At 68.2% G+C, this 26,177-nt stretch carries 28 protein-coding genes; 20 read left to right on the top strand and 8 right to left on the bottom strand.

Annotation, left to right across the window (positions count from 1 at the left end; genetic code table 11):
- The first annotated feature begins 269 nt into the window (after positions 1-269).
- Positions 270-455 (top strand): hypothetical protein, encoded by a 186-nt coding sequence (locus ACFLIM_RS17540; protein WP_393166563.1) that lies wholly within the window; start codon positions 270-272, stop codon positions 453-455.
- A gap of 36 nt (positions 456-491) precedes the next feature.
- Here the strand turns inward: ACFLIM_RS17540 and ACFLIM_RS17535 are convergent, their stop codons facing one another.
- A complete protein-coding gene (locus ACFLIM_RS17535; protein ID WP_393166561.1) occupies positions 492-1,595 on the bottom strand; it encodes a serine hydrolase domain-containing protein in 1,104 nt (367 codons plus the stop codon).
- A 97-nt stretch (positions 1,596-1,692) separates the two neighbouring features.
- On the opposite strand from ACFLIM_RS17535, the gene ACFLIM_RS17530 reads away from it, so the two are divergent.
- Positions 1,693-2,319 (top strand): TetR/AcrR family transcriptional regulator, encoded by a 627-nt coding sequence (locus tag ACFLIM_RS17530; RefSeq protein ID WP_393166558.1) that lies wholly within the window; start codon positions 1,693-1,695, stop codon positions 2,317-2,319.
- Positions 2,320-2,326: 7 nt separating this feature from the next.
- Here ACFLIM_RS17530 and ACFLIM_RS17525 read toward each other — a convergent pair whose 3' ends face one another.
- On the bottom strand, positions 2,327-3,130 hold the full coding sequence (locus ACFLIM_RS17525) for an N-acetylmuramoyl-L-alanine amidase (RefSeq protein WP_393166556.1): 804 nt from the start codon (positions 3,128-3,130) through the stop codon (positions 2,327-2,329).
- A 322-nt stretch (positions 3,131-3,452) separates the two neighbouring features.
- Here ACFLIM_RS17525 and ACFLIM_RS17520 point away from each other — a divergent pair, with 322 nt between their 5' ends.
- The 3 genes from ACFLIM_RS17520 to ACFLIM_RS17510 are packed head-to-tail and all read left to right on the top strand — an operon-like array spanning position 3,453 to position 6,197.
- On the top strand, positions 3,453-4,088 hold the full coding sequence (locus ACFLIM_RS17520; protein ID WP_393166555.1) for a GOLPH3/VPS74 family protein: 636 nt from the start codon (positions 3,453-3,455) through the stop codon (positions 4,086-4,088).
- Between the two features lie 19 nt (positions 4,089-4,107).
- A complete protein-coding gene (locus tag ACFLIM_RS17515; protein WP_393166553.1) occupies positions 4,108-5,577 on the top strand; it encodes an APC family permease in 1,470 nt (489 codons plus the stop codon).
- 23 nt (positions 5,578-5,600) lie between these two features.
- On the top strand, positions 5,601-6,197 hold the full coding sequence (locus ACFLIM_RS17510) for a GNAT family N-acetyltransferase (protein WP_393166551.1): 597 nt from the start codon (positions 5,601-5,603) through the stop codon (positions 6,195-6,197).
- Positions 6,198-6,247: 50 nt separating this feature from the next.
- Here ACFLIM_RS17510 and ACFLIM_RS17505 read toward each other — a convergent pair whose 3' ends face one another.
- Positions 6,248-6,724 carry a hypothetical protein gene (locus ACFLIM_RS17505; protein WP_393166549.1) on the bottom strand — a complete coding sequence of 159 codons (477 nt, stop codon included), beginning with the start codon at positions 6,722-6,724 and terminating at the stop codon, positions 6,248-6,250.
- 170 nt (positions 6,725-6,894) lie between these two features.
- Between ACFLIM_RS17505 and ACFLIM_RS17500 the strand changes: the two genes are divergently transcribed.
- The 7 genes from ACFLIM_RS17500 to ACFLIM_RS17470 all read left to right on the top strand — a co-directional run bounded on the left by ACFLIM_RS17500 (position 6,895) and on the right by ACFLIM_RS17470 (position 18,245).
- Complete coding sequence (locus tag ACFLIM_RS17500) at positions 6,895-10,137, top strand: ATP-binding protein (protein WP_393166548.1); 3,243 nt, start codon at positions 6,895-6,897, stop codon at positions 10,135-10,137.
- Positions 10,138-10,250: 113 nt separating this feature from the next.
- Positions 10,251-12,761, top strand: a complete 2,511-nt coding sequence (locus ACFLIM_RS17495) for a glycoside hydrolase family 9 protein (RefSeq protein WP_393166546.1) — start codon at positions 10,251-10,253, stop codon at positions 12,759-12,761.
- Positions 12,762-12,803: 42 nt separating this feature from the next.
- Positions 12,804-13,127, top strand: a complete 324-nt coding sequence (locus ACFLIM_RS17490; RefSeq protein ID WP_393166544.1) for a PadR family transcriptional regulator — start codon at positions 12,804-12,806, stop codon at positions 13,125-13,127.
- Positions 13,124-14,386, top strand: coding sequence for a sensor histidine kinase (locus ACFLIM_RS17485; protein ID WP_393166541.1), 1,263 nt, complete (start codon positions 13,124-13,126; stop codon positions 14,384-14,386). The genes ACFLIM_RS17490 and ACFLIM_RS17485 overlap by 4 nt, the downstream gene beginning before the upstream one ends.
- Positions 14,383-16,359 (top strand): histidine kinase, encoded by a 1,977-nt coding sequence (locus tag ACFLIM_RS17480; protein ID WP_393166539.1) that lies wholly within the window; start codon positions 14,383-14,385, stop codon positions 16,357-16,359. The genes ACFLIM_RS17485 and ACFLIM_RS17480 overlap by 4 nt, the downstream gene beginning before the upstream one ends.
- 32 nt (positions 16,360-16,391) lie before the next feature.
- Positions 16,392-16,814, top strand: a complete 423-nt coding sequence (locus tag ACFLIM_RS17475) for a hypothetical protein (RefSeq protein WP_393166537.1) — start codon at positions 16,392-16,394, stop codon at positions 16,812-16,814.
- A 9-nt stretch (positions 16,815-16,823) separates the two neighbouring features.
- Positions 16,824-18,245 (top strand): pyridoxal phosphate-dependent decarboxylase family protein, encoded by a 1,422-nt coding sequence (locus ACFLIM_RS17470; protein ID WP_393166535.1) that lies wholly within the window; start codon positions 16,824-16,826, stop codon positions 18,243-18,245.
- A 15-nt stretch (positions 18,246-18,260) separates the two neighbouring features.
- On the opposite strand, the gene ACFLIM_RS17465 is transcribed toward ACFLIM_RS17470, so the two are convergent.
- Together ACFLIM_RS17465 and ACFLIM_RS17460 are read right to left on the bottom strand one after the other, a co-directional pair.
- Positions 18,261-18,467 (bottom strand): hypothetical protein, encoded by a 207-nt coding sequence (locus tag ACFLIM_RS17465; protein ID WP_393166533.1) that lies wholly within the window; start codon positions 18,465-18,467, stop codon positions 18,261-18,263.
- Between the two features lie 169 nt (positions 18,468-18,636).
- The gene (locus ACFLIM_RS17460; protein WP_393166530.1) at positions 18,637-19,095 is read right to left on the bottom strand and encodes an ATP-binding protein; all 459 of its coding nucleotides are present in this window, start codon (positions 19,093-19,095) and stop codon (positions 18,637-18,639) included.
- A 197-nt stretch (positions 19,096-19,292) separates the two neighbouring features.
- On the opposite strand from ACFLIM_RS17460, the gene ACFLIM_RS17455 reads away from it, so the two are divergent.
- The gene (locus ACFLIM_RS17455; protein ID WP_393166528.1) at positions 19,293-20,114 is read left to right on the top strand and encodes a helix-turn-helix domain-containing protein; all 822 of its coding nucleotides are present in this window, start codon (positions 19,293-19,295) and stop codon (positions 20,112-20,114) included.
- Positions 20,101-20,325 (top strand): DUF397 domain-containing protein, encoded by a 225-nt coding sequence (locus ACFLIM_RS17450; RefSeq protein WP_393166526.1) that lies wholly within the window; start codon positions 20,101-20,103, stop codon positions 20,323-20,325. The genes ACFLIM_RS17455 and ACFLIM_RS17450 overlap by 14 nt, the downstream gene beginning before the upstream one ends.
- 225 nt (positions 20,326-20,550) lie before the next feature.
- Here ACFLIM_RS17450 and ACFLIM_RS17445 read toward each other — a convergent pair whose 3' ends face one another.
- The 3 genes from ACFLIM_RS17445 to ACFLIM_RS17435 are packed head-to-tail and all read right to left on the bottom strand — an operon-like array spanning position 20,551 to position 22,137.
- On the bottom strand, positions 20,551-21,684 hold the full coding sequence (locus ACFLIM_RS17445) for a methyltransferase domain-containing protein (protein ID WP_393166524.1): 1,134 nt from the start codon (positions 21,682-21,684) through the stop codon (positions 20,551-20,553).
- A gap of 17 nt (positions 21,685-21,701) precedes the next feature.
- Positions 21,702-21,836 carry a hypothetical protein gene (locus ACFLIM_RS17440; protein WP_393166522.1) on the bottom strand — a complete coding sequence of 45 codons (135 nt, stop codon included), beginning with the start codon at positions 21,834-21,836 and terminating at the stop codon, positions 21,702-21,704.
- A 46-nt stretch (positions 21,837-21,882) separates the two neighbouring features.
- Positions 21,883-22,137: a hypothetical protein gene (locus ACFLIM_RS17435; protein WP_393166520.1), complete on the bottom strand. Its 255-nt coding sequence runs from the start codon at positions 22,135-22,137 to the stop codon at positions 21,883-21,885.
- A 180-nt stretch (positions 22,138-22,317) separates the two neighbouring features.
- On the opposite strand from ACFLIM_RS17435, the gene ACFLIM_RS17430 reads away from it, so the two are divergent.
- The 6 genes from ACFLIM_RS17430 (at position 22,318) to ACFLIM_RS17405 (ending at position 26,108) form a co-directional block, all read left to right on the top strand.
- Positions 22,318-22,542, top strand: a complete 225-nt coding sequence (locus tag ACFLIM_RS17430; protein ID WP_393166518.1) for a DUF397 domain-containing protein — start codon at positions 22,318-22,320, stop codon at positions 22,540-22,542.
- 426 nt (positions 22,543-22,968) lie between these two features.
- Positions 22,969-23,832, top strand: a complete 864-nt coding sequence (locus ACFLIM_RS17425; protein ID WP_393166516.1) for a hypothetical protein — start codon at positions 22,969-22,971, stop codon at positions 23,830-23,832.
- Positions 23,832-24,479: an NUDIX hydrolase gene (locus ACFLIM_RS17420; RefSeq protein ID WP_393166514.1), complete on the top strand. Its 648-nt coding sequence runs from the start codon at positions 23,832-23,834 to the stop codon at positions 24,477-24,479. Before ACFLIM_RS17425 ends, ACFLIM_RS17420 begins: the two co-directional genes overlap by 1 nt.
- The gene (locus ACFLIM_RS17415) at positions 24,476-24,724 is read left to right on the top strand and encodes a hypothetical protein (protein ID WP_393166512.1); all 249 of its coding nucleotides are present in this window, start codon (positions 24,476-24,478) and stop codon (positions 24,722-24,724) included. The genes ACFLIM_RS17420 and ACFLIM_RS17415 overlap by 4 nt, the downstream gene beginning before the upstream one ends.
- 21 nt (positions 24,725-24,745) lie before the next feature.
- Positions 24,746-25,309, top strand: a complete 564-nt coding sequence (locus tag ACFLIM_RS17410) for a class I SAM-dependent methyltransferase (RefSeq protein ID WP_393166810.1) — start codon at positions 24,746-24,748, stop codon at positions 25,307-25,309.
- Positions 25,272-26,108 carry a phosphoribosylaminoimidazolesuccinocarboxamide synthase gene (locus tag ACFLIM_RS17405; protein ID WP_393166510.1) on the top strand — a complete coding sequence of 279 codons (837 nt, stop codon included), beginning with the start codon at positions 25,272-25,274 and terminating at the stop codon, positions 26,106-26,108. Before ACFLIM_RS17410 ends, ACFLIM_RS17405 begins: the two co-directional genes overlap by 38 nt.
- Positions 26,109-26,177 lie beyond the last annotated feature (69 nt).

Here is a 26,177-nt window from a genome sequence, read left to right as displayed (position 1 = left end):
GCGTACAACTTGGACGTCATACTACTAGGCCGTTCCAGGTCCGCAGGCGAATGTGCCTTCGGCCGGACCGGCAGACGAAAGAGAACATGTTCTCGTTTGATTCGGGGGTGCACTTCCCCACCTGCGGGGGTTCTACACCGGCAAGGTGCTTCCCCTGGCGTACCGGAAATACAGCCTCATGACCGATGCGCTCAGGGCACCCGCCTGTGCATCCTGGTGGGGACGGGTCCGGGAGGGCCTGTTCCGTAGCTGAGAGGAGTCACGTGGGTATGGACAACGCGGCAGGCCGCCCGACCGTGATCTTGGATAATGGCGTCGTCGGCAGGGTCATGCTGGCTCACTCATACCGGCGCGATCTCGTACTCGTGCTCGGCATGGACGGCACTCTGCTCAGCTGCCAGCTCGACGACATCGCCTGCGTGGTCGGCGGAAAGCCGCTCTGCCGCGACGGGTGACGCGCTCTGCGATCGCGCGGAACGGCACCACCTGAGCTAGCCGCGGGTGACGATGCCGCCGATCAGCTCGGCCGCCGCGAAGTCGTTGGTGAGCTTGTTCTTGGTCAGCGCGAACGCGGTGCCGGTCGCCGTATCGGCCCAGGCCGCGCTGCCGCCCGCCCCCGGCACCCCGAACACCGTCGGGCTCTCCTCGGCCGTCGAAGTGGGGCCGCCGATGCCGTATCCGAGCCCCCATGCCGACGGCATGCCGAACACCTCGTCGATGCCGCTCGACGCCACGGCCGTCGCCTCGCGCAGCCGTTCCGGCGAGATCAGCCGCATCCCGTCCACCTCGCCGAGCAGCGCCGCGTACATCCTCGCGATCGCCCTGGCCGAGGTCTTGCCACCCGCGGGGATGTCGGCGGACAGGTAGTCGGGCCGGTTGCCCAGCGCCGCGGTCGGCATCAGCTCCATCGGACCGGCCTTGAACATCGGCAGGTCCGCCGGCATCTCCCCGAACGCCGACATGTCCATCGGCGCGTCCTCCAGCCTGGCCAGCCGGGCGTGCTCCTTCTCCGGCATCCCGAAGTACAACTCGTCGCCCACCCCCAGCGGCCCCGCCACGTCCTCGAGCAGGACCTGCGAGATGGCCTTGCCGGTGACCCGCCGGACGATCTCACCCACGAGGTACCCGAACGTGTACGCGTGGTAGCCGACTTTGATCCCCGGCTCCCACCAGAGCTCGGCGTCCTCCAGCGCGGCGACCATCTTGCCCCAGTCGCAAGCGTCCTCGGGCGTGGTGTCGAGCGGCACGCCGGGCACGCCCGCCGTGTGCGACAACACATGCCGTACGGTCACGCCCTCCTTGCCGTGCCGCCCGAACTCGGGCCACAGCTCCACCACCGGCGTGTCGTACCTGAACAGGCCCCGCTCGGCGAGCAGGTGCGCGACGGTGGCGGTGGCCCCTTTCCCGATCGAGAAGTTGTAGAACGGCGTGCCGGACGTGACGAGCCGCCCGGTCTCAGGGTCGGCCACGCCCGCGACCACGTCGACCACCTGGACCCCGTCCTGGTACACGGCCACCTGTAGCCCGCGCTCCGCACTTGATTCGACGAGCCCGTCGGCCGCTTCCTGCACCCGCTTCTGAAGATCCGTACTCATGGTGCGCCTCTCCTTTTCGCCGCTGGAACTAGACGGTACAGTACTCATCTCGGTACGGAACTGTCTAGTACTCTGTTCGTGAACAGAAAGGGCGGTCATGGCAGCGGAAGAGGACGGCCGGACGGCACGCAAGCGCAGGCAGATCCTGGAGGCCGCGCGACCGGTGTTCCTGCGCAACGGCTACGTGGGGGCGAGCATGGACGAGGTCGCCTCATTGGCGTCGGTGTCGAAGCAGACCGTCTACAAGCACTTCACCGACAAGGAGCAGCTGTTCACCAGCATCATCCTGGACACCACCGCCCAGGTGGACGGACTGGCCAAGATGATCACGGTCGCGCTCGACGAGAGCGACGACCTGGAGCAGGACCTGGGCGAGCTGGCCCGCCAGTTCCTGGGCGCGCTCATGCGACCCGACCTGCTCCGGCTGCGCCGGCTGGTCATCGCCGAGGCCGACCGCTTCCCCGACCTCGGCCGCACCTGGTACGAGCAGGGCTTCCAGCGATCACTGAACACCCTGGCCACCGCCTTGGAACGGCTGGCGAAGCGCGGACTGCTCAGCCTGGACGACCCCCAACTGGCCGCCGAGCACTTCGTGGGCCTGCTGCTGTGGATCCCGGTGAACAAGGTGATGTTCTGGGGTGGCGGCGACCCCTACACGGAAGCGGACCTGGAACACCTTTCGGAAGCCGCCGTCGCGACCTTCCTCCGCGCCTACGGCACCTAGCCGGCACCTAGCTGAGGTACTGCTTGAGCCCGGTGGCCAGGGAGGCGGCGATGCGTTTGCGGAAGGCGGCGTCGGACATCTTGGCGGCGTCGCCCGGATTGCGCATGTTGCCGCACTCGACGAATATCGCCGGACGCTTCGACAGGTTGAGCCCGCCCAGGTCGGTACGGGTCTGCAGCCCGTTCTGGCCGGTATAGGTGGCGTACGGCAGCCCCGTACCGGCTCGATACGCGTTCCGGATCGCCAGCCCCAGGCGGCGGGACGGCTTGATGATCGCGTCGTTGTGCCCGGGAACCAGCCCCGGCAAGATCACATGAAACCCGTGCCCGCCGGCCGCGGCGCCGTCACCGTGGATGGACACGACGGCGTTGGCCACGGCCTCGTTCCCGATGGCGGCGCGCTCGGTGATGCAGGGCCCGACGCCCTTGTCGTCGGGCCGGGTGAACACCACCTTGGCGCCCATCTCCTCCAGGATCGGCTTGAGCCGCTGGGCGACGTCCCAGGTGAAGGCATGCTCCGGGTATCCGGCCTGGGTCTGGGTGCCGGTCGTGTTACACGGTTTGCGGCCGGTGATGATGTCGACCGGGCGGTTGATCTCCGCGGGATGCGCGGCGTTGCCGCCGTTGTGCCCGGGATCGATCACCACGACCTTGCCCGCCAGCACGCGCCCGGCGGGCGACGGGGTGGCGGACGGCGACGCGGCCTCCCGCGCGGCGGGTGACACCGCCTCCTGCGCGGCGGGACCGCCACAGGCGGCGGACAGCGCGGCCACCGTGGCGAGTGCCATGGATCCGGCTCGGTACGCGCGCATGCTGTTGACCGTACCCGGCCGCGCCCGCCACGCCCAACAATCCCCTGACCTGCCATTTCGTGTCGCGCGGCCGGGGCGGGTGCGGCGGCCGGGGCGGATGCGGCGAGAAGCGGGCGCACGGCTGCTGCTCGACCAGCACCAATAGAACCCGATGAATACGGATAAATCGCTATATTGAGCTTTAATTCCGTCATTATCTTGACTTGCCATAAATGGGCCTACCCGGGCGATGAAGTTCTTGGTAGATATTTCGGCTGGCGGCTCCCTGTCGCCGGGTGAAGCCGGTCGTCCTTTAAGGCGATAGTGAGCGGACCGATTCAAGGTGCTTGCCGATGATTTCTTCCTCGTCTCATGGGACACGACCGGCTCGGGCAAACCCCGCCTGCACGTGCAGGGCGTCGCGCTGGGCCTGGCCGGAGCCCTGATCGGGGAGCTGGTACTGGGCCGGCGGGTGGCCGTGCGCGGCGTGCGGCTCGATGTGATCGACCCGCGGCGGGTCCAGGAGAGCGTGGCCGACCAGGTGCTGGCCGATCTCGGTAATTCGCCGCACCATACCGACGTGCGTACCTGGCTGGCGTACCTGGCGCAACGCTCGGTCGAGGACGTGAGCGGGCGGCTGGTCCGCGCCGGGCTGCTGGAACGCGAAACCCGGAAAATTCTCAAGCGCCGGCAATGCCGCTATTTCTCCACCGACTTCAGCCGGGCGGCCTGGCCCGCCGTACGCCTGCGGCTGGCGCTGGTCAGGCGCCAGCCGGTGTCGCCGCAGGACATGGCGCTGGCCACGCTGGTGGACGCGTGCGACATGACCGACACGATCCTCGACGAGGATCCGGCCGACCGGCGGGTGGCCCGTAATTACCTGGCCACGTTGCTGGCCACGATGCCCCAGCCGCTGAGCGACCTCAGCCGCCAGGTCAGCGCGGCCGTGGGCGACGCCGTACTGACTTATCGCACCTAACCCCCCAGAAAGGAACCCGATGCGCACCGCAAACTCCGACCCCGTCGCCGGCGCACTCGCCGCCGATCGGCTCGGCGCGCCCTCGGTCGTTTACTTCGTCCTGTCGGCCGCCGCGCCGCTCACCGTCGTCGCCGGGGTGGTCACCACCGGGTACGCGGTCACCGGGATCACCGGGCTGCCCATCGCGTTCCTGGTGGTGGGGGTGGTGCTGGCGGTGTTCGCGGTCGGGTACGTGGCGATGGCCCGGCACATGGCCAACGCCGGCGCGTTCTACACCTACATCAGCCGGGGCCTGGGCCGCCCCGCGGGCATCGCGGCCGCCTGGGTGGCGCTGATCGCGTACAACGCGCTGCAGGTGGGCCTGTACGGCGCGTTCGGGACGGCGGCGAGCCCGCTGCTCGAACGTTGGCTGGGCGCCGCGCCTCCCTGGTGGGTGCTCTCGCTGGTCGCCTGGGCGCTGGTGGCGGTGCTGGGCCTGATGCGGGTGGACGTCAACGGCCGGCTACTGGCCGTCCTGCTGACCGCCGAGGTCGTGGTCATCCTGCTGTTCGACTTCGCCGACCTGGTCAATCCGGCGCCCTCGGGGTTCTCGGTGGAGACGTTGTCGCCGGACGGGCTGTTCGTGTCCGGGGTGGGGGCGCTGCTGGTGATCGCGACACTGGGGTTCGTCGGGTTCGAGTCGTCCGTGGTGTTCTCGGAGGAGAGCCGCGAGCCTCGCCGTACGGTGCCGCTGGCCACGTACGCGGCCGTCGCGATCATCGCCGCCCTGTACGCCCTGTCGTCCTGGGCGATGACGGTGGCCACCGGACCCGCGAACATCGTGGCCACCGCCCAGCGCGACCAGGCGGACACCATCTTCGCCCTCGCCGCGGGGCCCCTGGGTGGCACCGTGGTGGACATCGCCAGGGTGCTCTTCGTGACCAGCCTGTTCGCCGCGATGATCTCCTTCCACAACACCACCGCCCGCTACTTCTTCGCGCTCGGCCGCGAGCGGGTGCTGCCCGCGATCTTCGCCAGGACGCGGGCGCGCAGCGGGGCGCCCAAGGTCGGCTCGATCGCCCAGAGCGTGTTCGGGCTGGTCGTCATCGTGCTCTACGCGATCCTGGGGCTCGACCCGCTGGTGCAGCTGTTCTTCTACGGCGGCTCGTTCGGCGGGTTCGGCGTACTGCTGCTGATCTTCGTGACCTCCGTCGCGATCATCGTCTTCTTCGCCCGCGAGCCGAGCGGCGAGACGTTGGCCCGGCGGGTGGTCGCGCCCGTGCCGGCCGCGATCGCGCTGGCCGTGATGGTGTGGCTGGCGCTGGACAACTTCCCGACGCTGCTCGGCGTGCCCGAGGGCGACCCCCTGGCGTGGATCCTGCCCGCCGTCTACGGCGTCGCCGCCGTGGTGGGGGTGGTGTGGGCCCTGGTGCTGCGGGCCGGGCAGCCCGCCGTCTACGCTCTGGTGGGGATGGGCGCCAAGGCGGCCACCGCCCAGGACGCCGCGTGACTGATTGAGAGAGGACCTGGGCCATGGGAGAGACGTTCGCGCTGAGGCCGGTCATCCGCCGCGCCACGGCCGATGACGCGGGGCGGGTCGCAGAGCTGATCGCGACCGCGTTCGCCGGCCTGAACGCGGTGCGCTACCTCGTGCCCGACCGCCGCGAGCGGCACCGGGTCATGACCGCCAACCTCCGCATCTTCGTGGACCACGCCGTCGAGCACGGCGAGGTCGACCTCATCGACGACGGCCCGGCCGTGGCGGTCTGGTTCTCGCACACCTCGCCGCTGCCCGAACCGAAGGACTACGACCGCCGCCTCGAAGCGGCCACCGGCGAGTGGATCGAACGTTTCCGGGTGCTCGACGCGCTGTTCGAGGAGAACCATCCCGCGCAGCCGTACCACCATCTGGCCTTCCTGGCGGTGCACCCGGACCGCCAGGACCAGGGGCTCGGCTCGGCGTTGTTGCGCCACCACCACGCCCGGCTGGCCGGCGCGCCCGCGTACCTGGAGGCCAGCGACCCGCGCAACCGCGACCTGTACGCGCGGCACGGCTACGAGGTGCGCGAGCCGTTCGCGCTGCCGGACGGTACGTTGTTCTGGCCGATGTGGCGGCCGGCCGGACCTTAGCCCGCGGTGCGGGCCCCGCCGGCGTGCGGCGGGGCCCGCTACCGGGCCGGCTACAGCCCGGTCAGTTTGAGCTCGACCAGGTACGAGTAGAAGGTCCCGTCGGTCCCCTCGATGAAGTCCTCCTCGTAGTCTTCGTCGCCGGGGCCGAGCGGGGCGCACACGGAGCCGTGGGCGACCACGGAGCCGAGGCTGTCACCCGAGTTGACCCACGGCGGGGTGACCTCGCGCAGGTTGAAGGACGCGGTCCCGGTGCTCGAGACGACCGTGCTCGGGAATCCGAACTGGTTGGGGTCTCCGTCGCTGTTGGTGCTCATGGAGAACCAGCCGTTGTTGGGGAACAGGTTCCCGCCGACCAGGAACCGGAGCTCGTCGTGGCCGTCCCGTTCCGCCACGTTGAGGGCGTCGATGTCGTGGAGCTCCACCAGGCACGACCCGGTCGCCGCGGCGGCGGGGCTCGCGGCCAGCGCCGTCGGGGCGGCCAGGCCCACGGCCAGGGCGAGCGTGGCGATCAGCTTGTGAGAGTGCATGTGTCCTTCTTCGGGTGTCAGAACGCTCCGCGGCCTTCGCGGAACATGGCCTCAGAGTGCGGAAGGCAGCGTGAGCGCATCATGAGAGCCCAGGTCAGTGGCGCAGAGCACGCCCCATCCGTGGCTTTTTCCACAGCCAGGCGCCCCGTTCGCACCTACGCTCCCCGGCTATGGGAGACTCGCTGACCCTGCTCATGCTCGGCCCGCCGGACCTGGCCGTCGGAGGAGCGCCCGTCGGCATCCGGTCGGCGAAGACCCGGGCCCTGCTGTGCTACCTCGCCGTCACGTCGGGGCCGCGCTCGCGGGCTGAGCTGGCGGCGCTGTTGTGGGGCGAGCGGCCCGACGCCAACGCCCGGGGCAGCCTGCGGCTGGCGCTGTCGGAGCTGCGCAGGGAGGTGGGCGGCTGGCTCGACATCACCCGCGACCACGTGCGCTTCCGCGCCGAGGACGGCTGCTTCGTGGACCACCGGCAGCTCACGCAGGCCCCGACCGTGGCCCAGGCGTTGCGGTTGTGGCGCGGGGAGTTCCTGGACGGCGTCTCCTTCGGCGACGCTCCCGCCTTCGCCGGGTGGCTGGAGTCGGAACGCCAGCGGGTGCGGCTGTTGCTGCGAGGGCTGCTCGTGCGGTCCGGCGCCGACGGGTCCGACCAGGTGGTACGGCTGGCGCGCATCGTGGCCGCGCTCGACCCGTACGACGAGGAGGCGCACCGGCTGCTGATGGCGTCCCTGGCCCGGGCGGGCCACCGGACCGCCGCGCTGACCTGCTACGACGACCTTAGACGGCGGCTGTCCGCCGAGCTGGGCGTCGAGCCCGCGCCCGAGACCCTGGCGATCAGGCGGGAGCTCGTGCCCAGGTCCCTGCCCGCCCGCCGCGCGGCCCTGCCCGTGCCCGGCACGGAGCTGATCGGCAGGGACGCCGACGTCCGGCGGCTGAGGAGGCTGATGGCCCGCGAACGCCTGGTCACCCTGCTCGGACCGGGCGGCGTCGGCAAGACCCGCCTGGCCATCGCGGTCACCACGAACGACGGCCAGGAAGCGGTCGGGACGCGACCCACCACGAACGACGGCCAGGAGGTGGCTGGGGCGCGATCCGCCCCGAGCGGCGAGTGGCGGGAGGTGGCGTTCGTGTCGTTCGCCGGGGTGCGGCCCGAGGCGGCCGTGACCACGCTGGCCCGCCGCCTGGGCGTGGACCTCACGCCGCCACGCCCCGCCCTCGACCTCCTCCTTTCCGCCCTGACCGGGCGCTCGATCCTCCTCGTGCTCGACAACCTCGAGCACCTCACCGGCTTCGACCCGGTCATCGGCGAGATCCTGCGCACCGCCCCGGACGTGCGGGTCCTGGCGACGAGCAGGCGGCGGCTGGACCTGGCGGGCCAGACGACCGTCCCGGTGGAAGGGCTGCCAGGACCGGCCGCGGAGGCGCTGTTCGCGGCCAGGGCGCTCAGGGCGCAACCGGCGTTCGACCCCGACCGCGAAGCCGCCCTGGTGGCCGCGATCTGCGCCGCCACCGGCGGGCTGCCGCTGGCCATCGAGCTGGCGGCCGGCCTGCTGCGCGCGGTCCCATGCGCCGACCTGGCCCAGCGCCTGGGCGTGGACCCCGGGCTGCTGTCGGACTCGGGACCGGCCGCCCGATCGCGGCACGCCGGCATGCGTACGGTCTTCGAGACCTCCTGGCGCCTGCTGGACCCGGCCGGGCAGGGGACGCTGGCGGCGCTGTCCGTCTTCGGGGGCGGCTGCACGCTGCGCTCGGCCCTGGAGGTCGCCAGGACCACCCCGCAGCTGCTGGTCCGCCTGGTGGATCACAACATGATCCACCTCACCGCCTCGGGCCGGTACGCCATCCACCCCCTCATCCAGCAGCTCGCCGCCGCCCACCTCCCGGAAGACTCCCCGGTACGCCGCCGCCACGCCGCCCACTTCGCCCGCCTGCTGGACCACCACGCCCCGGCCCTCCAGGACGCGTCGGACACCGAGGTCACCCGCGTGCTCGGCCCCGAGATGGACAACATCCGGCTGGCCTGGGCCGCGTCGGAATGCCCTCGGTTCCTGGACCGCTACTGGACGTTGTGCCTGCGGTTACGCCTGTACGAGGAGTCGGGGGCCATCGTGCGCCGCCACCTCGCCCGCACCCCGGAGGCGCCGCACCTGCGGGCCCGCTGGCTCAGGATGGCGGCGGTGAGCGAATACCAGCTCGCCAGGGAAGGCGATGCCGCCCGCCTGGCCGGCCAGGCACTCGACACCCTCGGCGAACCGCTGCCCGCCTCGCCCGCCGGTCTCGTCGCGGCCATGGTGACCGCCACCGCACGGCAGGTGGTGCGCCGCCTCGTGCCGGCCGGGCGTACCGACCTGGCGGGGCCTGAGGCCGCGCAGGCGCTGACGTTGCTGGCCAGGCTCGCCTACCACCAGCAGGACCTCCGCACGATGCTGGCGGCCTCGCTGCGCCAGCTCAACGCCGCCGAGCGGGCGACCGACCCCGCCCTGCGAGCCGAGGCGTACGCGAACTTCGCCACGATCGCCCGCATAGCCGGCCGCCACGGCCTGGCCACCCGCTACGGCACGCTCGCCGACCGGGCGCTGGCGGGCATCGAACACCCCACCGACGCCGCGAACCGCGCCCTGCTGTCCCGGGGGCTCGACCAGCTCGGTTCCGGGGCGTTCGGGGCCGCCCGCCGGTCGTTCAGCGAGGGCCGGGCCAGGACGCTCGACCCCCGGATGGCGGAGAACTGCGCGGGCATGCTCGCCGAGACCGCGCTCTGGCAGGGCGACTTCGCGGCGGCCGTGGAGCTGTTCGTCGCCACGGAGGAGCTGTCGGCCACGCGGGTGGGCGACGACATCGGCCGCTACTGGTGCCTGACCGGCCAGGCCGAGGCGATGTTGCGCATGGAGGCCGAGCCGGAGCGGATCAGGCAGCTGATCACGGCCGCCCGTGCGTCCACCGACCGCCGCCTGACCCACGAGAAGGAGCTCGGCCTGCGCAACGGGCCTGTCACGCGGGTCATCCAGCGGATGCGACTGCTGACGGCATCTGCCCGCCTCGACCTCCGCGACGGCCGCCAGGACGAGATACGGGACGCGCTCGCCGAGGCGCTCGCGCTGGCGGAGCGGCTGCCGTCGGCGCAGCCCGGCATGCTCGAATGCTGGTCGGGCCTGGCCGAGCTGCTCTGGGCACTCAACCCCTGGCCGGACCGGGCGACCGCGCGCCTCCTGCACGCCCACCTGTCCAGGTACGCGGCCCGCAACCCCGGCGCGGCGGCCAGGATCGGCTGGGCCCGAGCCCTGGTGCTGGCCACGGCGGGCATGGAGAAGGCGGCAGGCAAGGCGGCCCACCAGGCCATGGCCGCCGCCGAACGCCTGGCCACCCCCTACGATCACCGCAGGGCGGAGGAGTTGACCCGGCACCTCGAACGCGCATGAAAGTTTCACAGTCTTCGAGGACGGATGGTGCGCAGCCGTTGACTGTGCGGCGGTGGGAAAGGAGGATCGGATGGCTCCAATGGGAGCGCTCCCAGCACCCCCGAAGGACCTCCATGACCCGATACCGGGCCGCCTTACTGGCCCTTTTCACCATGGTCGCCCTGTCCCCCACCACGGCAGCAACCGCCGACGAGGGACCCGAGCAGATCGTGAACGGCACCTTCGACGCCGGCACCGCCCCCTGGTGGGGCACCGGCAACGTCACCCTCGCAGTCAACGAAGGACGGCTCTGCGCCGACATCCCCGGCGGCACCGTCAACCCGTGGGACGTCATCATCGGCCAGAACGACATCCAGCTGGTGGCAGGCGACACGTACGCGTACGGGTTCGGCGCCTCCACCACCCCGGCCAAGGTCGGCAGGGCGCTGGTCCAGCTCCCGGTGGACCCGTACACCCAGTACCTGTCGGCCGCCCCGGAGCTGAGCGTCTCGGGCAACGACTACTCCTACACGTTCACCGCCCCCGTGTCGTTGCCGAACGCCCAGGTGGCCTTCCAGCTGGGCGGCAGCGCCGAGCCATGGAGGTTCTGCTTGGATGACGTATCGCTCAAGGGCGGCGCCGAGCCCGAGGTCTACGAGCCGGACACGGGCCCGCGCGTGCGCGTGAACATGGTCGGCTACCTCCCCACAGGCCCCAAGAAGGCCACCGTGGTCACCACCGCCACCACAGCCCTGGACTGGGAGCTCAAGAACGCCGGCAAGCAGACCGTCGCCCGCGGCAAGACGACCCCCAGGGGCGTGGACGCCAGTTCGGGCCAGAACACGCACACGCTGGACTTCGGCTCGTACCGCAAGCAGGGCAAGGGCTACACGCTGACGGCGGACGGGGAGACGAGCAGGCCGTTCGACATCGCCGCGGACCTCTACGACGTGCTGCCGATCGACGCGCTGAAGTTCTACTACACCCAGCGCAGCGGCATCGAGATCCTGGACAGCCTCCGGCCCGGCTACGCCAGGCCCGCGGGCCACGTGGGCGTGGCACCGAACCAGGGCGACGTGAGCGTCCCGTGCCAGCCCGGCGTCTGCGACTACTCGCTCAACGTCAAGGGCGGCTGGTACGACGCCGGCGACCACGGCAAGTACGTCGTCAACGGCGGCATCTCGGTCTACCAGCTCATGGCCACGTACGAACGGGACAAGGCGGCCTTCAAGGACCGCCAGCTGAACATCCCGGAGAGCGGCAACGGCAAGCCGGACATCCTGGACGAGGCCCGCTGGGAGCAGGAGTTCCTGCTGAGCATGCAGGTGCCGGAGGGCAAGCCGTTCGCGGGCATGGCGCACCACAAGATCCACGACCAGAACTGGACGGGGTTGCCGCTGCTGCCGCACCTGGACCCGCAACTGCGCGAACTGCACCCGACCTCGACCGCCGCCACACTCAACCTGGCCGCCACGGCGGCGCAGGCGGCGCGGCTGTTCGCCCCGTACGACGCGGAGTTCGCCGCCAGGAACCTCAAGGCGGCCCGCAAGGCGTGGGTGGCGGCCAAGGCCAACCCGGCCAGGTACGCCGACCCGAACGACGGCATCGGCGGCGGCGCCTACAACGACAACGACGTGAGCGACGAGTTCTACTGGGCGGCGGCGGAGCTGTTCATCACGACGGGCGAGAAGGAGTTCAAGGACTTCGTGCTCGCCTCGCCGCACCACACCGGCGACATCTGGCGCGACCGGGGCTTCGACTGGGGCAACACCGCCCAGCTCGGCCGCCTGGATCTGGCCACTGTGCCCAACGCCCTGCCCGACCGGGCACGCGTGCGGCAGTCGGTGCTCGAAGGGGCCGAGAAGTATCTGGCGATCCAGAAGGCGCACCCGTACGGGCTGGCGTACAACCCGCCCGACTTCGACTGGGGCTCGAACAACCTGGTCCTGAACAACCTGGTCGTCCTGGCCACCGCGTACGACCTGACCGGCCAGGAGAAGTACCAGGCGGCCGTGCGCGAGGGCATGGACTACCTCCTGGGCCGCAACGCGCTCAACCAGTCGTACGTGACCGGCTACGGCGAGGTGGCCTCGAAGAACCAGCACAGCCGCTGGTACTCCCACCAGCTCGACCCCGCCCTGCCCAACCCGCCGAAGGGCAGCCTGGCAGGAGGGCCCAACTCCAGCATCCAGGACCCGCTCGCGCAACGGCTGCTGCAGGGCTGCAAGCCGCAGTTCTGCTACATCGACGACATCGAGTCGTGGTCGACGAACGAGCTGACCATCAACTGGAACTCCCCGCTGGCCTGGGTATCGGCGTTCCTGGCCGACAAGAGCGAGCGCTCCGACTGCCAGGTGCGCTACTCGGCGCACGGCTCGGGCACGTTCACCGGCCAGGTCGCGATCGAGAACACCGGCAAGGCGACCGTGGACGGCTGGAGCCTGCGCTGGTCCTTCCTCGGCGGCCAGCGCATTCGCGACGGGTGGGGCGCGACGCTGTCGCAGTCCGGCTCGGTGGTGACGGCGAAGAGCTCCGGCAAGATCAAGCCAGGCAGGTCCGTGACGTTCGGCTTCGCCGCCACGAACACCTCGGGACCCAATCCGGCGCCCGAGGTGTTCCACCTGAACGGAGACCGCTGCAAGTGAACCCGTTGCGGACGCTTCGTTGAACGGAATACTGTCGGCACCATGCCGAGGGGAACGTCTGAAGTCAGCGAGCCGATGTACTTCGTCCTCACCGCGCTACGTGCCGGCCCGCTGCACGGGCACGCGATCAGCAAGTCGATCAAGGAGCTGTCCGGCGGCCGCGTCCAGCCGTCGGTCGGCACCCTGTACGGCATCCTGGAGCGCCTGAACGAGCGCGGCGTGATCACCGTGGACCGCGAGGAGACGGTCAACGGCCGCAACCGGCGCTACTTCCGGATCACCGAAGAAGGCCGGGCGCTGGTGGAGGCCGAGGCCAGACGGATGCAGGCGGCCGCTTCCCTCGTGCTGCGGCCGTCCGGCACATGACCATGCACCTGGCAAAGAATGTCAGGCTCATGCTGCTCAGGGCGACAGGACCGCTGCTCGTGCGAGTGGCGGTCCTTTCAGGCATGCGGCGGCGCCGGCTCGCGCTCGTCGCCGCCAACCGCGCCCTGGTCTACGCCGCGCTCACCACCGTCGTCGGCGCCGTCTACTTCGGGATCATCGCGCTCGGCGCGGCCCTCGGCACGTGGTCCGACCTGGTCGCGGCGCTGGTGGCGGGCGCACTCTTCCAGCCGGTACGCCTCCGCCTCCAGAGCGCGGCCAACCACCTGTTATCCATGGAACACGACCCCTACCGGCTGGCCGACCGGGTCAGCCAGAGCGTGCAGGAGGCCCCGGGCCCCGCCGAGGCGCTGGCCTCCGCCGCCGCCGCGGTCCGCAGGGCGCTGGGGGCGCCGGGCGTGGCGGTCGAGGTGGTGTTGCCCGGCGGCCGCATGCGTACGGTCGCCGACGGCGAGGTCGGCCCGGACCCTGCGGTCGTGCGGCTGGTGTGGCACGGCAGGGCGATGGGCTGGCTCATGGTGGCGGGCGAGCCCAGGGACCCGGCGCTGCTCGACATGCTGTCCAGACAGCTCGCCGAGGTGGCGCACGCCGTACGGCTCAGTGCCGATGTGCAACGTTCCCGCGAGCGCATGCTCCTCACCCGCGAGGAGGAGCGCCACAAGCTGCGCCGCGACCTCCACGACGGGCTCGGCCCCACGCTGACGAGGCTGGCGATGAGCGTGGACGAGGCGCGGCTCAGCCTGGCCGACGGCCCCGAGACGGTCGAGCCGCTGCTGAGCCGGACGCGCAGGCAGCTGACCGAGGCCGTGATGGACGTGCGCGAGCTGGTGTACGGCCTGCGCCCGCCCGCGCTCCACGACTCCGACCTGGGCGAGCTGGGCCTGGAGAGCGCCCTGCGAACCCTGGCCGACGCGCCGGGCCCGAGGGTGGACGTGGCCGTCTCCGGCTCGCTCGCCGACCTGACCGCCGCGGTGGAGGTGGCCGCGTACAAGATCGCCCATGAGGCGGTGGCCAACGTGCGCCGGCATGCCCGGGCCACGACGGCGCTGATCCGGGTGGAGCGGCGGGACGGGCTCTGGCTGACCGTGTCCGACGACGGGATCGGCCTGCCAGAGCAGCGCCGCCAGGGCGCGGCGCTGCTCCGGCGCGCCGAGGAGGCCGGCGGCACGTGCGAGCTCGACGTGCGGCCGGGCGGCGGCACGTCGGTCGTCGTCAAGCTGCCCCTGAAGGAGACTGCATGAGAGGGCGGGTGGTCGTCGCGGGCGTGTGGGTGCTGGCGGTGTTGTCGCTGGCGGCCACGGTGATCGCGGCGCTGCTGGGCGCGCAGGTGGAGTCCTGGACCGAGAACCAGGGCCTCGATCCGATCGGGCTCATGTTCCCGATCACGGGCGCGTTCCTGATCTCGCGCCGGCCGCGGCTGCCGTTCCCGTGGCTCATGTGGGGCACGGGCGTGGTGTGGGCGGTTTACTCGCTGACGTTCGCCCTGGCCGTGTGGATGTCCGTGTACGCCCCGAGCCCGCTGACGCCCTACCTCGCCTGGCCGGGCATCTGGTTGTGGTTGTGGGTGGTGCCGACGTTCACGGGGATCATGCCGCTGCTGTTCCCCGACGGGCGGCTGCCGTCCAAGCGCTGGCGCCCGGTCCTCTACGGCAACCTCGTGCTCATGGTCGGCCACTCGCTGCTGCTCGGCCTGTCCCCCGACCCGTCGTTCGAGCTGGGCGTGCCGATGAGCAACCCGTTCGGCGTCGCGGCACTGGGAACGTTCCCCGAGGTCGCCGAGGCGTGGATCGGGGCTCCGATGATCCTGCTCTGCCTGCTCGGCGTGGTGTCCCTGGGTTTCCGCTATCGGGCCGCGACCCGCGAGGTACGCAGCCAGATCGCCTGGTACTTCTGGGCGATGGCGATCTTCCTCGGCTTCTGGGTGGCCAGCGGGGGCACCGAGGACCCGGTCGTGATCGCACTGCGCGTCGCCTTGTCAGCCGGCATCCCCATCGCGGTCATCGCCGCCGTGCTACGCCACCAGCTCTACGGCATCAGGCTCATACTCAACCGCACGCTGGTGTACGGCACGCTGGCGGTCGTCGCCGGCCTCACCTACTCGGTGCTCATCTGGGCGGCGAACAGCATGGCCGGGGACTACGGGGCGGCGGCGGGGCTGGCCGCGGCGATGGCCACGGGCGTGGTCTTCCATCCGGTACGCCTGCGCCTGCAAGGCTCGGTGGACCGGCTGTTCAACGTCGAACGCGACCCGTACAAGGCGGCCGACCTGCTCAGCCGGGCCGTACAGCGGGCTGGCGACCCCTCCGAGGCGCTGGCGGAGGCGATCTCCGTGGTGCGCGCTTCGCTGGGCGCGCGCGGCGCGGGCGTGGAGGTGGCGGGCGAGCCGGTGCTGTCGTTCGTGGACGGCGAGCTGGGCACCCGGCCGCGAACGGTCGAGCTGACCTGGCACGGCGAGCGGACCGGGCGGCTGCTGCTGGCGGGCGCGCGGCAGAGCAGGCAGCAGCTTTCGGTCATGGCCAAGCATCTGGCCGAGCTGGCGCACGCCGTACGGCTGAGCACTGACCTGCGGGACTCCCACGAGCGGATCAGCGCGACCCGCGACGAGGAGCGCCGCAGACTCGGCAGGGAGCTGCACGACGGGCTCGGGCCCTCGCTGACCAGCGTCACCATGACGCTGGACGAGGCGCGGCGGCGGCTGGAGCGCGACCCGGAGGCGGTGGACGAGCTGCTGGTCAGGGTGCGCGAGGAGATGACCAGCACACTCATGTCGGTACGCGAGCTGGTGGACGGCCTGCGCCCGCCCGCGCTGGAGGAGCGAGGGCTGGCCGGCGCGCTCCACGAGTTCGGCCAGGCCCCGGGGCCTCGGGTCGAGGTACGAGTGGAAGGCGCGCTCGGCGAGTTACCCGCCGGGGACGGCGCGCTTGGCGAGTTACCCGCCGGGGTCGAGACGGCCGCGTATCGGATCGTGCAGGAGGCGCTCACCAACGTCCGCCGTCACGCCCGGGCCACGTCGGTGCTGGTCACGCTGAGCCGCGACGACCGTGCCCTGCGCGTGACCGTGACCGACGACGGAATCGGGCTCCCGGATGAGCCGTCGCCGGGCGTGGGGCTGACATCGATGCGGGAGCGGGCGGCCGAGATCGGCGGCACCTGCACGATCGGCCCGCGCGAGGGCGGCGGCACCGACGTGACGACCGTACTCCCGCTCAGATGAGCCGTTCACCGACCCGGGTACGTCCAAGGAGTATGAAGATATGGCGACTCGTGCTCCTGCCGCTGCTCGTCCTGGCCCTGACCACATCCATGGCGCCAGCGCAGGCTGAGGCGGTCCTGGGGAAGCGGATCCTGGTCGATTTCCGCAAGCAAGGCGGGTTCACGGGGCTGAACGACCACGTGATCGTCTACGGCAACGGCTGCGTCAGGCTCAGCCGTCGCACCGGGCCGACCGTGGACAAATGCCTCACCGGCAAGGAGGAACGCAAGCTCCACGGCTATCTCAAGAACCTGAAGATCGGCCGCTCGGAAACGCGCCCGCAGGGGGCGGACTTCATCAAGTACACGCTCGTTTACAACAAGCACCGCGCCAGCCGCTACACGCTCCCCGGCAGCTGGCAGCCGGTCGTGCGGCACCTTGACAGAATCATGGAGAAATACTGGGCGCCGGACTAAGGAGACCTCGTGAACCTCCCCCCGACCGGAAGGACCACCGAAGACCTGCTGGCCGAGGTGGCCAAGCTCAAGGAGCACGACTTACCGGTGCGCGGCGGCCAGGTGACCGCGTACGTCTACGACACCGGGCGGGCCGACGTGCACGAGGCGGCTTCCCGCGCGTATTTCGAGATGCTGGAGGTCAACTGCCTCGACCCGACGGCGTTCCCGAGCGTGGTCGAGATGGAGCGGCAGGTCGTGGGCGCGGTCGCGGACCAGCTCGGCGGCGGCCACGGCATCTTCACCAGCGGCGGCACCGAGTCGATCATGCTGGCGGTGAAGGCGGCCAGGGACATGTGCTCTCGTGCCCGCCCGAACCTCGTGGTCCCGGTCACCGCCCACCCGGCCTTTCACAAGGCCGCGCACTTCCTCGGGGTCGAGGTCGTCTCCGTGCCCGTGGATCTGGCGACGTACAAGGTGCGGGCGCGGGACGTCGAGGCGGCGATCAACGAGGACTCCATCCTGGTCGTGGCCTCGGCGCCGTCCTATCCCCAGGGCGTGATCGATCCGATCGAGAACGTCGCGGCCGTGGCTTCGGCGGCGGGCGTGCCGTGCCACGTGGACGCGTGCGTTGGCGGATGGCTGCTGCCCTGGCTGCGTGCGGCGGGTTCGGAGATCCCGCCGTTCGACCTGTCCGTGCCCGGGGTCACGTCGATCTCCTGCGACCTGCACAAGTTCGGGTACGCCCCCAAGGGCGCCTCGGTCGTGCTGTTCGCCGATCCCGCGATGCGGCGCAAGGCGTACTTCGCCTCGGCGGCCTGGCCCGGTTACACGATCATCAACGCGACCGTGCAGAGCTCCCGGTCGGCGGGACCGCTCGGCGGCGCCTGGGCCACGTTGCAGGCACTGGGCAGGCAGGGCTACCTGGAGCTGGGCCGGGCCACCCTGGAGGCGACCACCCGGCTACGCGAGGGCATCGGGGCGATCCCCGGACTGCAGGTGCTCGGCGATCCTGCGTCGTCGCTGGTGGCGTTCGCCGGGGACGGGATCGACGTGTTCGTGCTGGCGGACGAGGCCCGGGCGCGGGGCTGGTTCCTGCAGCCGCAACTCTCCTACGCGGGCATCCCCGCCAACCTGCACATCACGGTCACCGGGGTGACGCTGGCAGGGGTGGAGACCATGCTGAAGGTGATCGCGGAGTCGGCCGAGTCCGCGAGGGCACGGGGTCCGGTCGTACTGCCGGAGGGGCTGGTGGAGTTGGTGGCGGGGCTGGACCTGGAGGCACTCGACGACACGACCTTCGCCGAACTGGCCTCCTCGGTCGGGGTGGATTTACGGCCGGGGGCCGGGCAACCGCAGATGGCCGTGGTCAACGCCGTGCTGGACGCGCTGCCGGCGGCCAGCAGGGAGGCGGTGCTGGTGCGGTTCCTGTCGGTGATATATGGCACGTAAGGCTATATCGCGGATTTATGCCGCACTTGCCGGAGCCTGTCGTTTTGGGCCGCGCATTTCCTGCTCCAGATTCTTGAACAGTTCGGGCAGGGTCGCGCCGCAGCGTACGTTGGAAAATCCACTGCCCTCGGGCACCAAGGCGGTACGGAACGCGATATAGCCGCCCCCGGCGCCCTCCATGATCTCCCAGCCCGGGAACCTCCTGGCCACCGTCACCATCATCACCGTCCTTTCGCAGGTAATGCCGTGGCGCCCCTGGCTGGAGGGGTCCCGATCTCCAGCCAGGGGCCATCCCACCCGCAGCCGCGAGTCCCATACACGCGCGGGTGGGGGATGCCCCGGTTGGCGATTACGGCGGGTGAGCCAACCGGGGCATGGTAGACGCGGGCGATCACGCCCTCGCTGCGTCACCGATCGCGAGCGCGGAGTTCGCCAGGTCGGCCCACACGACGCGGTGACCGCCCTCAATGGCGTGAGTGCCGCATCGGACACTCAGCCGAGCCACGATGCCGAGGCCACGGCCTGACTCCTCCATGGACCCAATCTGGAGAGGGACGAAGCGAGGTTCTGGCGTCTGGGTGCCCGGGTCGATCACTTCCAGCCGCACGAATCCGAGGCCGAAGCCCAGTCGCACGGTGACCCAGTCGCGCCGCGGACCACCCGGCACATGCTGGATGACGTTGGCCACCAGTTCGGTGACGATCTGGAGCGCGTCCGCCCGGACGTTCGGGTGGCTGTCGGCCAGCCATAGCCCGGTGGCCTGCCGGGCGTGCCATGGTGTCCGTTCGCTCCGGTGCAGCGTGGTACTTCTCCATATGACTACGTCCGCTGATGCGATTCCCGCCCGCATAAAATCACCGACTTGTCTAGATATGCCGCCATCTGATCCGGACAGGAATGTGAGCGTGCGTCCGGATGCCCTGCCTGCTTTCCAGAAACACTTACAAGAGTGCCGCCTCCCGGCTAACTTGTAATCAGCACGCAACTGTCCGTATCCAGACAGACCCAAGCACGTGGTTTGTGCGGATGCTTTCGAAAGGGCGTGGCATGACGGTGAACGAGCAACCAGAGTCCCCGACCGAGGAATACGGAGCGATGTTGAAGAGGGCACGGGACGCCGCCCACCTCTCCCAAGCTGCCTTAGGAGAAGTGCTCTCCTGCAGTGAGAGCTTGGTAGGGCTGATCGAGCGCGGTAAGCGTCGGCCGACCAAGAAGTTCACCCTCGCGGCCGAAGCCGCTCTGGGGCTGAAGGGAGACCTCTATCGGCTCCTCCCCAACACAACGGTCATGGCCACGGAAAAGTGGTTCAGCGAATGGCCGGGGGTGGAGACGAAAGCGGACACGATACGCACGTGGGAGCCCCTCGTAGTCCCAGGCCTCCTCCAGACACCTCGCTACGCGCAGGTCCTCTTCGCCGCCGAGCCTGGGGTCACCGAGCAGTGGAGAGAGGAGGCCCTCGCAACACGGATACAGCGGCAGTCCGTGTTCCAGCGCAAGGATCCGCTCATGTATTGGGTGCTGATCGACGAGTCCGTTCTCCTTCGGCCCGTCGGCGGAAAGGAGGTGATCCGGGAGCAGTTGGAGCACTTGCTGAAGATGGCCGAGCAGCCGAACATCTCGATCCAGGTCGTGCCGCTGGATGTAGGAGCTACGGCGGGCCTGGTCGGAGGCTTCGCCATCGCCCAAGGCGAAGGCATGCGGGACCACGTCTACCTCGAAGACGCCGCCGTGGCGGGCACTGTCAGCGCTCGCGAGGAGATGGTGCGGCGCGTTAGGCTCAGATATGACGCGATTCACAAATGGGCACATCCCGTACACGTGAGCCAGCGACTACTACGTGAGGTGGCGGCGACATATGAAGATCAGTGACGAGCTGCGCACCGAACTGGAGGCCGCACAGTGGAAGAAATCCACACTCTCCAGCTCCGGCGGAGGCAACTGTCTTTACGCAGCCAAGCTGAGCGGCGACCGATACGCGATCCGAGACTCCGAACAACCCGACGTCGAGCCGATGATCCTCCGGGGCAGCGTCTTCCGCGCCTTCGTAGGCGGCGCCAAACTCGGCGAATTCGACTTCTAGCGACACACAAAAGCCCCTGGCGTCACGTCGGGGGCAGCGTCGTGTCCCTGCGGCCAGGCGACGACGGACATGACGAGCACCTGCCCACTGCCATCGATCCCAATAGTTCTGCCGGTGATCGCACCCTCGACGAGGAAATGATCGCTTGCTGAGCACGGGAACTTCGGCGCGAGGCCGCACTCATCCGGTGGGAACTCCACGGACCCACCGCCGTCCGCTAACGGCCTATTTCACAATCCGTTCGGGGAAATCCAGCCAAATCCGCTGCCCTTCGGACGCAACTGTCATGCCGAACCGATCGCGTTCGGGCTCGCCCCAGCTCACCCACTGGAAGTAGGCATCCACGACCTCGTCCCACAGCGGCCGTTCGCCCACCTGAAACAGCTTGTACTCCACAGTGTCCGGCCTCCAGTCCACCGCCGCCCACGAGTACGGGTCGCCGGGGTCGGACACCCACAACCGATACAGGTCGCCGTCCTCGTCAGGTTCGCCGCTGCCGTTGGAGGTCAGGCCGGTCAGAGCAGAGATCGCCAGGTCCGCGCCCGCCGGGGCGTAGGCGATCGTACGCGGGTCGATACGGGTGGTCAGGTGATGCTTGTCGCCGGGACCACGCGGCGGGCGGTCGGGAGTGCCGCGCTGCGAGCGCATCATCATGTACGAGGCGAAGCCGGGGAAGCGGCCGACCGCGGTCCCGTCCGGCATGACCACGAGCCGCACCGCGTGGTTGGTGCCGAACCCGGGACAGTACGGCAACACGATCACCGCGCCGGGCCGGGACTGCTCGACCCACGCATACGGCACCGTCCTTACGCCACAGGTGACATGGATCCGGTCGAACGGCGCCCGCTGCGGGCACGCGGCCGCACCGTCACCGACGACCAGGTGCGGGCGGGCGCCGACGGCGGCGAGATTCTTGGCGGCCTGCTCGGCGACGGTCGCGTCCAGTTCTACCGAGGTGACCTCACCGTGCTCGCCGACCAGACGGGACAACAGAGCGGCGGTCCAGCCGGTTCCGGTGCCGACCTCCAGCACCCGGTGACCAGGGTCGGGATCCAGCAGGTTCAGCAGGTCGGCGACAGTGCTCGGAGCGGACGCCGAGGAGGTGTATTCACCGGTCATCTCGCTCAGGTCGGTGGCGCCGTCGTCGAGCTGGGTGACGATGCTGGTGTCGGAGTAGACCGTGTCCCACCAGGCGCCGGGGTCGGCGTCACGGTCGATCAGGAACGCGGTGCCGGTCTTGCGCGGCGATATGAGCCCGACGTCAGGAATGAAAAGGTGGCGGGGCACCGCGCGGACCGCCTGCTTGACAACGTCCCTGATGTCTCCTACAGGGTCGAGGTCGGCGATCAGGCGATCCATTCGCGCGGTGATGTCCACTACTTCTTGCCGTCCTTGCCGTCTCCGTGCTGGCCGGAGCCTGTCCTGTTCTCGTCGTCGTTGCTGCCCTGGCCTCCCTGCTTTGGGTCGAGCGGCGTGTCCTTGGGGCTGTTGGGGTCTTCATGACGGCCCACGAACGATCTCCTTTGCTCCACCTAGACGCTCACCGTAACCGTACGACTACACATCGGATCGGACAAGACGCTGCGACTGCCTGAACGGGCCGGACGTCCCGCTGGCGGCCGACAGGATGGCGATGCCCAGGCACATCTCGTCGCTGGTCCCGTCGCCCCAGACCACGTACCGCGCCGGCAGTTTCTGCAGTTGCGGCACCTTCGAGGGCTTCGAGGTGCGCGCCACCGATGGCGGAGCGCGTACGCGGCTTTCCGGCTTCCTGGGCAGCTCCGCCGACAGGTCTGCGACGGACGCGGTCACGTCAGCTTCGCGCTTGTCCAGGGCTACGGCATACCGGACCACGTCTACCTCGAAGACGCCGCCGTAGCGGGCATCGCGAGGAGATGGTACGGCGCGTTACGCTCAGATATGACGCCATTCACAAATGGGCGCATCCCGTACACGTGAGCCAGCGACTAATACATGAGGTGGCAGCAAAGTATGAAGATCAGTGACGAGCTGCGCGCCGAGTTGGAGGCCGCACGGTGGACGAAGTCCACTCTCTCCGGCCCGAACGGAGGAGACTGCCTCTTCGCAGCCAAGCTGAGCGACGACCGATACGTGATCCAGGATTCCGAGCAGCCCGACGTTGAGCCGATGATCCTCCGGGGCAGCGTCTTCCGCGCCTTCGTGGGCGGCGCCAAACTCGGCGAATTCGACTTCTAGCGTCACACAAAGGCCCTGGTGTCACGCTGGGGCACGGACGTAGCACTGCGCTCAAGACCCGCACCCGACTTGGAACGAAACAAAACCGACGCATTGTCGGCTAAGGTCACGCAAAAAACCATATTCCAGCAACCCTAATCTCCACATATTAAATACTTCTGCGCGACCAGCAAAGACGATAAACTGGCGACACCCGGAAGCGGTGTAGTCGGGCTGGCGGCGCAGTAAAGGTGCACAGACACCATGGCACCTAAATTGAGACGGGGTCCCAGACAGACCAATGACTCGCGCCTCAGACTGATAGCAACCGGGGTTTGGAGCGGATCTTTCGCATGCGCGGCCTTCGTCTTTCAAGTGGTCCAGGCGTGGATAGATCGCGGAGTTGCTCCAGAGATCTCCCGCTGGCTGGTCCCTTCCAGTTTCTCAGTGATCGTGCTGCTCAGCACTGCGGTCGGACACCTGTGGTTCCGCCGAGGCGCTGAAGCGCGAGAGGATCCGATAGCCGGCGATCTGGCCACAGCCGTCATCAGTTACGCTGAGCGACTGTACCAACCGCAGCGTTACGCGGCTCTCGTGCACTTGCGTAACAATATTTCCGAAACGCTGCATATTCTCGGATTCCACCAGATGCGGATTCGACTCGGCGAACTGGCTCTGAGTGCGGCCACGGTCTTGCAAGATGATGCCGCGAAAGCGTGGATTCTGACCGATGACCTAGGTTGGGCATATTACATTCTCCGAGACAAGGCCACGGCACTCAAGAATATCGAACGCGCTATTGAAGTGGTGGGCGAGGCAGCCTCGCCCTCCGACTCGGAATCCCTCAGCCTGGCCACCTGCCAGGCAAAAGCCCTGCGGCACAAGGCGTTAATTGGGTACGCTGACGAAGCGCACTCCTCCCGGCTTCTTGCCGAGGCGCAAAATGTTCTACAGGTTCTGCCGAAGTCGCCGAGCGCGATTCGTGAGTTCGCCCAACTCCACCATGCGAGAGCTTTGGCGATCGCGATGCGATTGGGCGTGCATAAGGAAGGTTTCATCCGTGAGGGCGACTCCGTGGCCAGCAGGAATCTGGACGAAGCGCTGAGCTGTGCAAAGTTAGCAGCCAGAGATTTCCAGGCGATTAAGGACACCGCACGACACACCAAGACGCTATTCCTAATAGTCCGATTGCTGGAAGCAAAGCGGGCAGAGCCGGAAGCGCGGGAAGCACGAATTCTGCGCGATCAAGCACTTGCACAGTCCGCATGGATAACGGAGCAAGGGATCGCGACAATCACCGGAGCTGAATAGTGGACGAGCACATCGACATCTATGATGCGAACCTACGTCACCTCGGTACCATGGAACGGCTTCAGGCCCACATGGAGGGGAAATGGCATGTGACCTTCCACTGTTGGGTGGTGACCGCGATCGACGGCGGGAAGATCCTCTTCCAGCTGAGATCAAAGAACATGGCGAACTTCCCGGACCTTCTGGATGTGACCGCCGCAGGACATCTTGAGGCAGGTGAACGCGTCGCCGACGGCATAAGGGAAGTGTCGGAGGAGCTGGGCATAGACCTCCCACCGGACTCCCTGCACGGACTCGGCTATCGCGTCGAGGTCGCGGACCAGGAGAACGGGCAGCGCAACCGAGAATACCAGGCGGTCTTCATTGCCCAGGTGGATCTACCCCTGGCCGAGTACGCACCGCAAGTAGAAGAAGTCACGGGTCTGCTCTGGCTACCCCTGGACGCGGGCATAGCACTCTTCAGCGACAAGGCCGCAAGCGCTACGGCGCACGGCATCAGATACGACTCAGCGACCGCGACATGGGTTCCTATGAAGAGAACGGTCGAAAAGCTGGACTTTCTGCCACGCATCCAGCAGTACTATCTCACCGCATGCATCATGGCAGACCGCCTGCTCAAGGAAGAGTTCCCACTGAGCATCTCGTGAACCGCGATGAGGACATCCGAATGACTTTGGATGGTTACTACGACGAGGTCGCCCCCTTATATGACTCGGTCCGGCTCGACCGCGAAGAGGAAATCCACCTCACTGTTTCGCGGGTGCGGAGCCACCTCCTACCTGACGACATCGTTCTCGATATCGGGAGCGGGACGGCCCGGTACGCTGCAGCGCTCCGTGAGCTCGGCCTAAATGTCCTGGCCTTGGACCGGCGGTTCGGTGTGCTCAAGTAGGCGCCACGTTCCCTTCCGAAGATCTGCGCTTACGGCGAAAGGCTGCCGCTTCGCTCGCAATCCATCGCTGCCTGCATGATGATCCTACTGATCCACCAAGTGGCGCCGGAAGATCGCTACTCTCTTCTGGCAGAAAGCCGGCGCGTGCTCAGGCCGGGCGGTGTTCTCATGGTGAAAACTTCCTCGCATCGTGACTTGCGACGGCGAACATTCGTGAAGTTCTTCCCGTCAGGACTCGAGATCAACTTATCGAGATATCCCACCATCGAGAACCTTGTCGAGACGGCACGGGCAGTCGGGTTCGATCTGCTCTGCCTGGAGCCCATCCACTCGTCGCAGGTCCTCCCTGTCGCGGATATCCTGCACGCCATCCGGAGTAAGCACAATTCAACCTTGGCGCTACTGAGCAAAGAGGAGTTCGACACGGGCTACGCATCCCTCGAGCGCACAGTCGACGCGATGAGCACCTTTCGAATAGATCACTACCACACGATCGCCAAATTCCGACGCAAGGAGATTTCGCCGGGATGCGCGACCTCTTTCAGGGGTGACCGTGGAGTTCCTTCGATCAGGTTCAGTTCGTGATCTCTATATCGACCAGGGCGACCTTATTCTCTTCGCCTCGGATCGGGTGGCGGTCCATGGGATCACATTGCCCACACCGATTCCCGATAAGGGTCGGATTCTGACATCACTTACTCTATGGTGGTTCGAGCGCCTCGCTGACATCATACCCAATCATATTATCTCGACTGCGAACCTGCCTGCGGGTTTCTCTGGCCGCGCGATCCGATGCCGGCTGCTCAAAATGGTGCCGATGGAATTCATCGCACGAGGCTATTTGGCAGGTTCTGGACTAGAGGAATACGAACTGACCGGGCGCGTGTCAGGCATTGATCTGCCACCAGGGCTCGTTAGGGGGTCGAAGCTACCCGCTCCGATCTTCACGCTGGCCAGAAAGGGAGAGCCCGGCGAGCGCGATGTCCCCTGTGACTTCAACGCTCTCGTCAACGAGTGCGGCATCGAAACGGCATGTGAGATCCGCAGGATTACGCTGGAGATATATCGCAGGGGTGCAACATATCTCGCCGAGCGAGGCATAATCCTGGCGGACACCAAGGTCGAATTCGGCTGGACGTCTGACGGAGGGATCATGCTTGGCGATGAGGTGCTCACCTCCGACTCATCCAGATTTTGGCTCCGAAATAATTGGCAGCCGGGGGTCATTCAATTCGCGCTGGACAGGCAGTTCGTCCGTGATTGGCTGATGAAAATCGGATGGAGTGGACGATCATCTCCACCTCTGCTTCCAGCGGATATCGTTGCGGAGGCTCGCAACAGATATGTCATGTCATTCACCTATATCACAGGAGGAAAGTGGTGATCCTGTTCACAGGTGACCCCCGCTATTCCTCTCGTGACCACAGCCCTTATCGTCTACTCCTCCTCAACC

It is taken from the genome of Nonomuraea marmarensis (genome assembly GCF_043197025.1).
Lineage (GTDB): Bacteria > Actinomycetota > Actinomycetes > Streptosporangiales > Streptosporangiaceae > Nonomuraea > Nonomuraea marmarensis.
Note: the sequence above shows the minus strand (reverse complement) of the source record. Positions and strands in the feature narration are given on the sequence as shown.

Excerpts from the sequence above, each read along its gene's own strand:
- ACFLIM_RS17540 (WP_393166563.1), top strand. The coding sequence starts at position 270 with ATGGACAACGCGGCAGGCCGCCCGACCGTGATCTTGGATAATGGCGTC.
- ACFLIM_RS17535 (WP_393166561.1), bottom strand. The coding sequence starts at position 1,595 with ATGAGTACGGATCTTCAGAAGCGGGTGCAGGAAGCGGCCGACGGGCTC.
- ACFLIM_RS17530 (WP_393166558.1), top strand. The coding sequence starts at position 1,693 with ATGGCAGCGGAAGAGGACGGCCGGACGGCACGCAAGCGCAGGCAGATC.
- ACFLIM_RS17525 (WP_393166556.1), bottom strand. The coding sequence starts at position 3,130 with ATGCGCGCGTACCGAGCCGGATCCATGGCACTCGCCACGGTGGCCGCG.
- ACFLIM_RS17515 (WP_393166553.1), top strand. The coding sequence starts at position 4,108 with ATGCGCACCGCAAACTCCGACCCCGTCGCCGGCGCACTCGCCGCCGAT.
- ACFLIM_RS17510 (WP_393166551.1), top strand. The coding sequence starts at position 5,601 with ATGGGAGAGACGTTCGCGCTGAGGCCGGTCATCCGCCGCGCCACGGCC.
- ACFLIM_RS17505 (WP_393166549.1), bottom strand. The coding sequence starts at position 6,724 with ATGCACTCTCACAAGCTGATCGCCACGCTCGCCCTGGCCGTGGGCCTG.
- ACFLIM_RS17500 (WP_393166548.1), top strand. The coding sequence starts at position 6,895 with ATGGGAGACTCGCTGACCCTGCTCATGCTCGGCCCGCCGGACCTGGCC.
- ACFLIM_RS17495 (WP_393166546.1), top strand. The coding sequence starts at position 10,251 with ATGACCCGATACCGGGCCGCCTTACTGGCCCTTTTCACCATGGTCGCC.
- ACFLIM_RS17490 (WP_393166544.1), top strand. The coding sequence starts at position 12,804 with ATGCCGAGGGGAACGTCTGAAGTCAGCGAGCCGATGTACTTCGTCCTC.
- ACFLIM_RS17485 (WP_393166541.1), top strand. The coding sequence starts at position 13,124 with ATGACCATGCACCTGGCAAAGAATGTCAGGCTCATGCTGCTCAGGGCG.
- ACFLIM_RS17480 (WP_393166539.1), top strand. The coding sequence starts at position 14,383 with ATGAGAGGGCGGGTGGTCGTCGCGGGCGTGTGGGTGCTGGCGGTGTTG.
- ACFLIM_RS17475 (WP_393166537.1), top strand. The coding sequence starts at position 16,392 with ATGAAGATATGGCGACTCGTGCTCCTGCCGCTGCTCGTCCTGGCCCTG.
- ACFLIM_RS17465 (WP_393166533.1), bottom strand. The coding sequence starts at position 18,467 with ATGATGGTGACGGTGGCCAGGAGGTTCCCGGGCTGGGAGATCATGGAG.
- ACFLIM_RS17460 (WP_393166530.1), bottom strand. The coding sequence starts at position 19,095 with ATGCGGGCGGGAATCGCATCAGCGGACGTAGTCATATGGAGAAGTACC.
- ACFLIM_RS17455 (WP_393166528.1), top strand. The coding sequence starts at position 19,293 with ATGACGGTGAACGAGCAACCAGAGTCCCCGACCGAGGAATACGGAGCG.
- ACFLIM_RS17450 (WP_393166526.1), top strand. The coding sequence starts at position 20,101 with ATGAAGATCAGTGACGAGCTGCGCACCGAACTGGAGGCCGCACAGTGG.
- ACFLIM_RS17445 (WP_393166524.1), bottom strand. The coding sequence starts at position 21,684 with ATGGATCGCCTGATCGCCGACCTCGACCCTGTAGGAGACATCAGGGAC.
- ACFLIM_RS17430 (WP_393166518.1), top strand. The coding sequence starts at position 22,318 with ATGAAGATCAGTGACGAGCTGCGCGCCGAGTTGGAGGCCGCACGGTGG.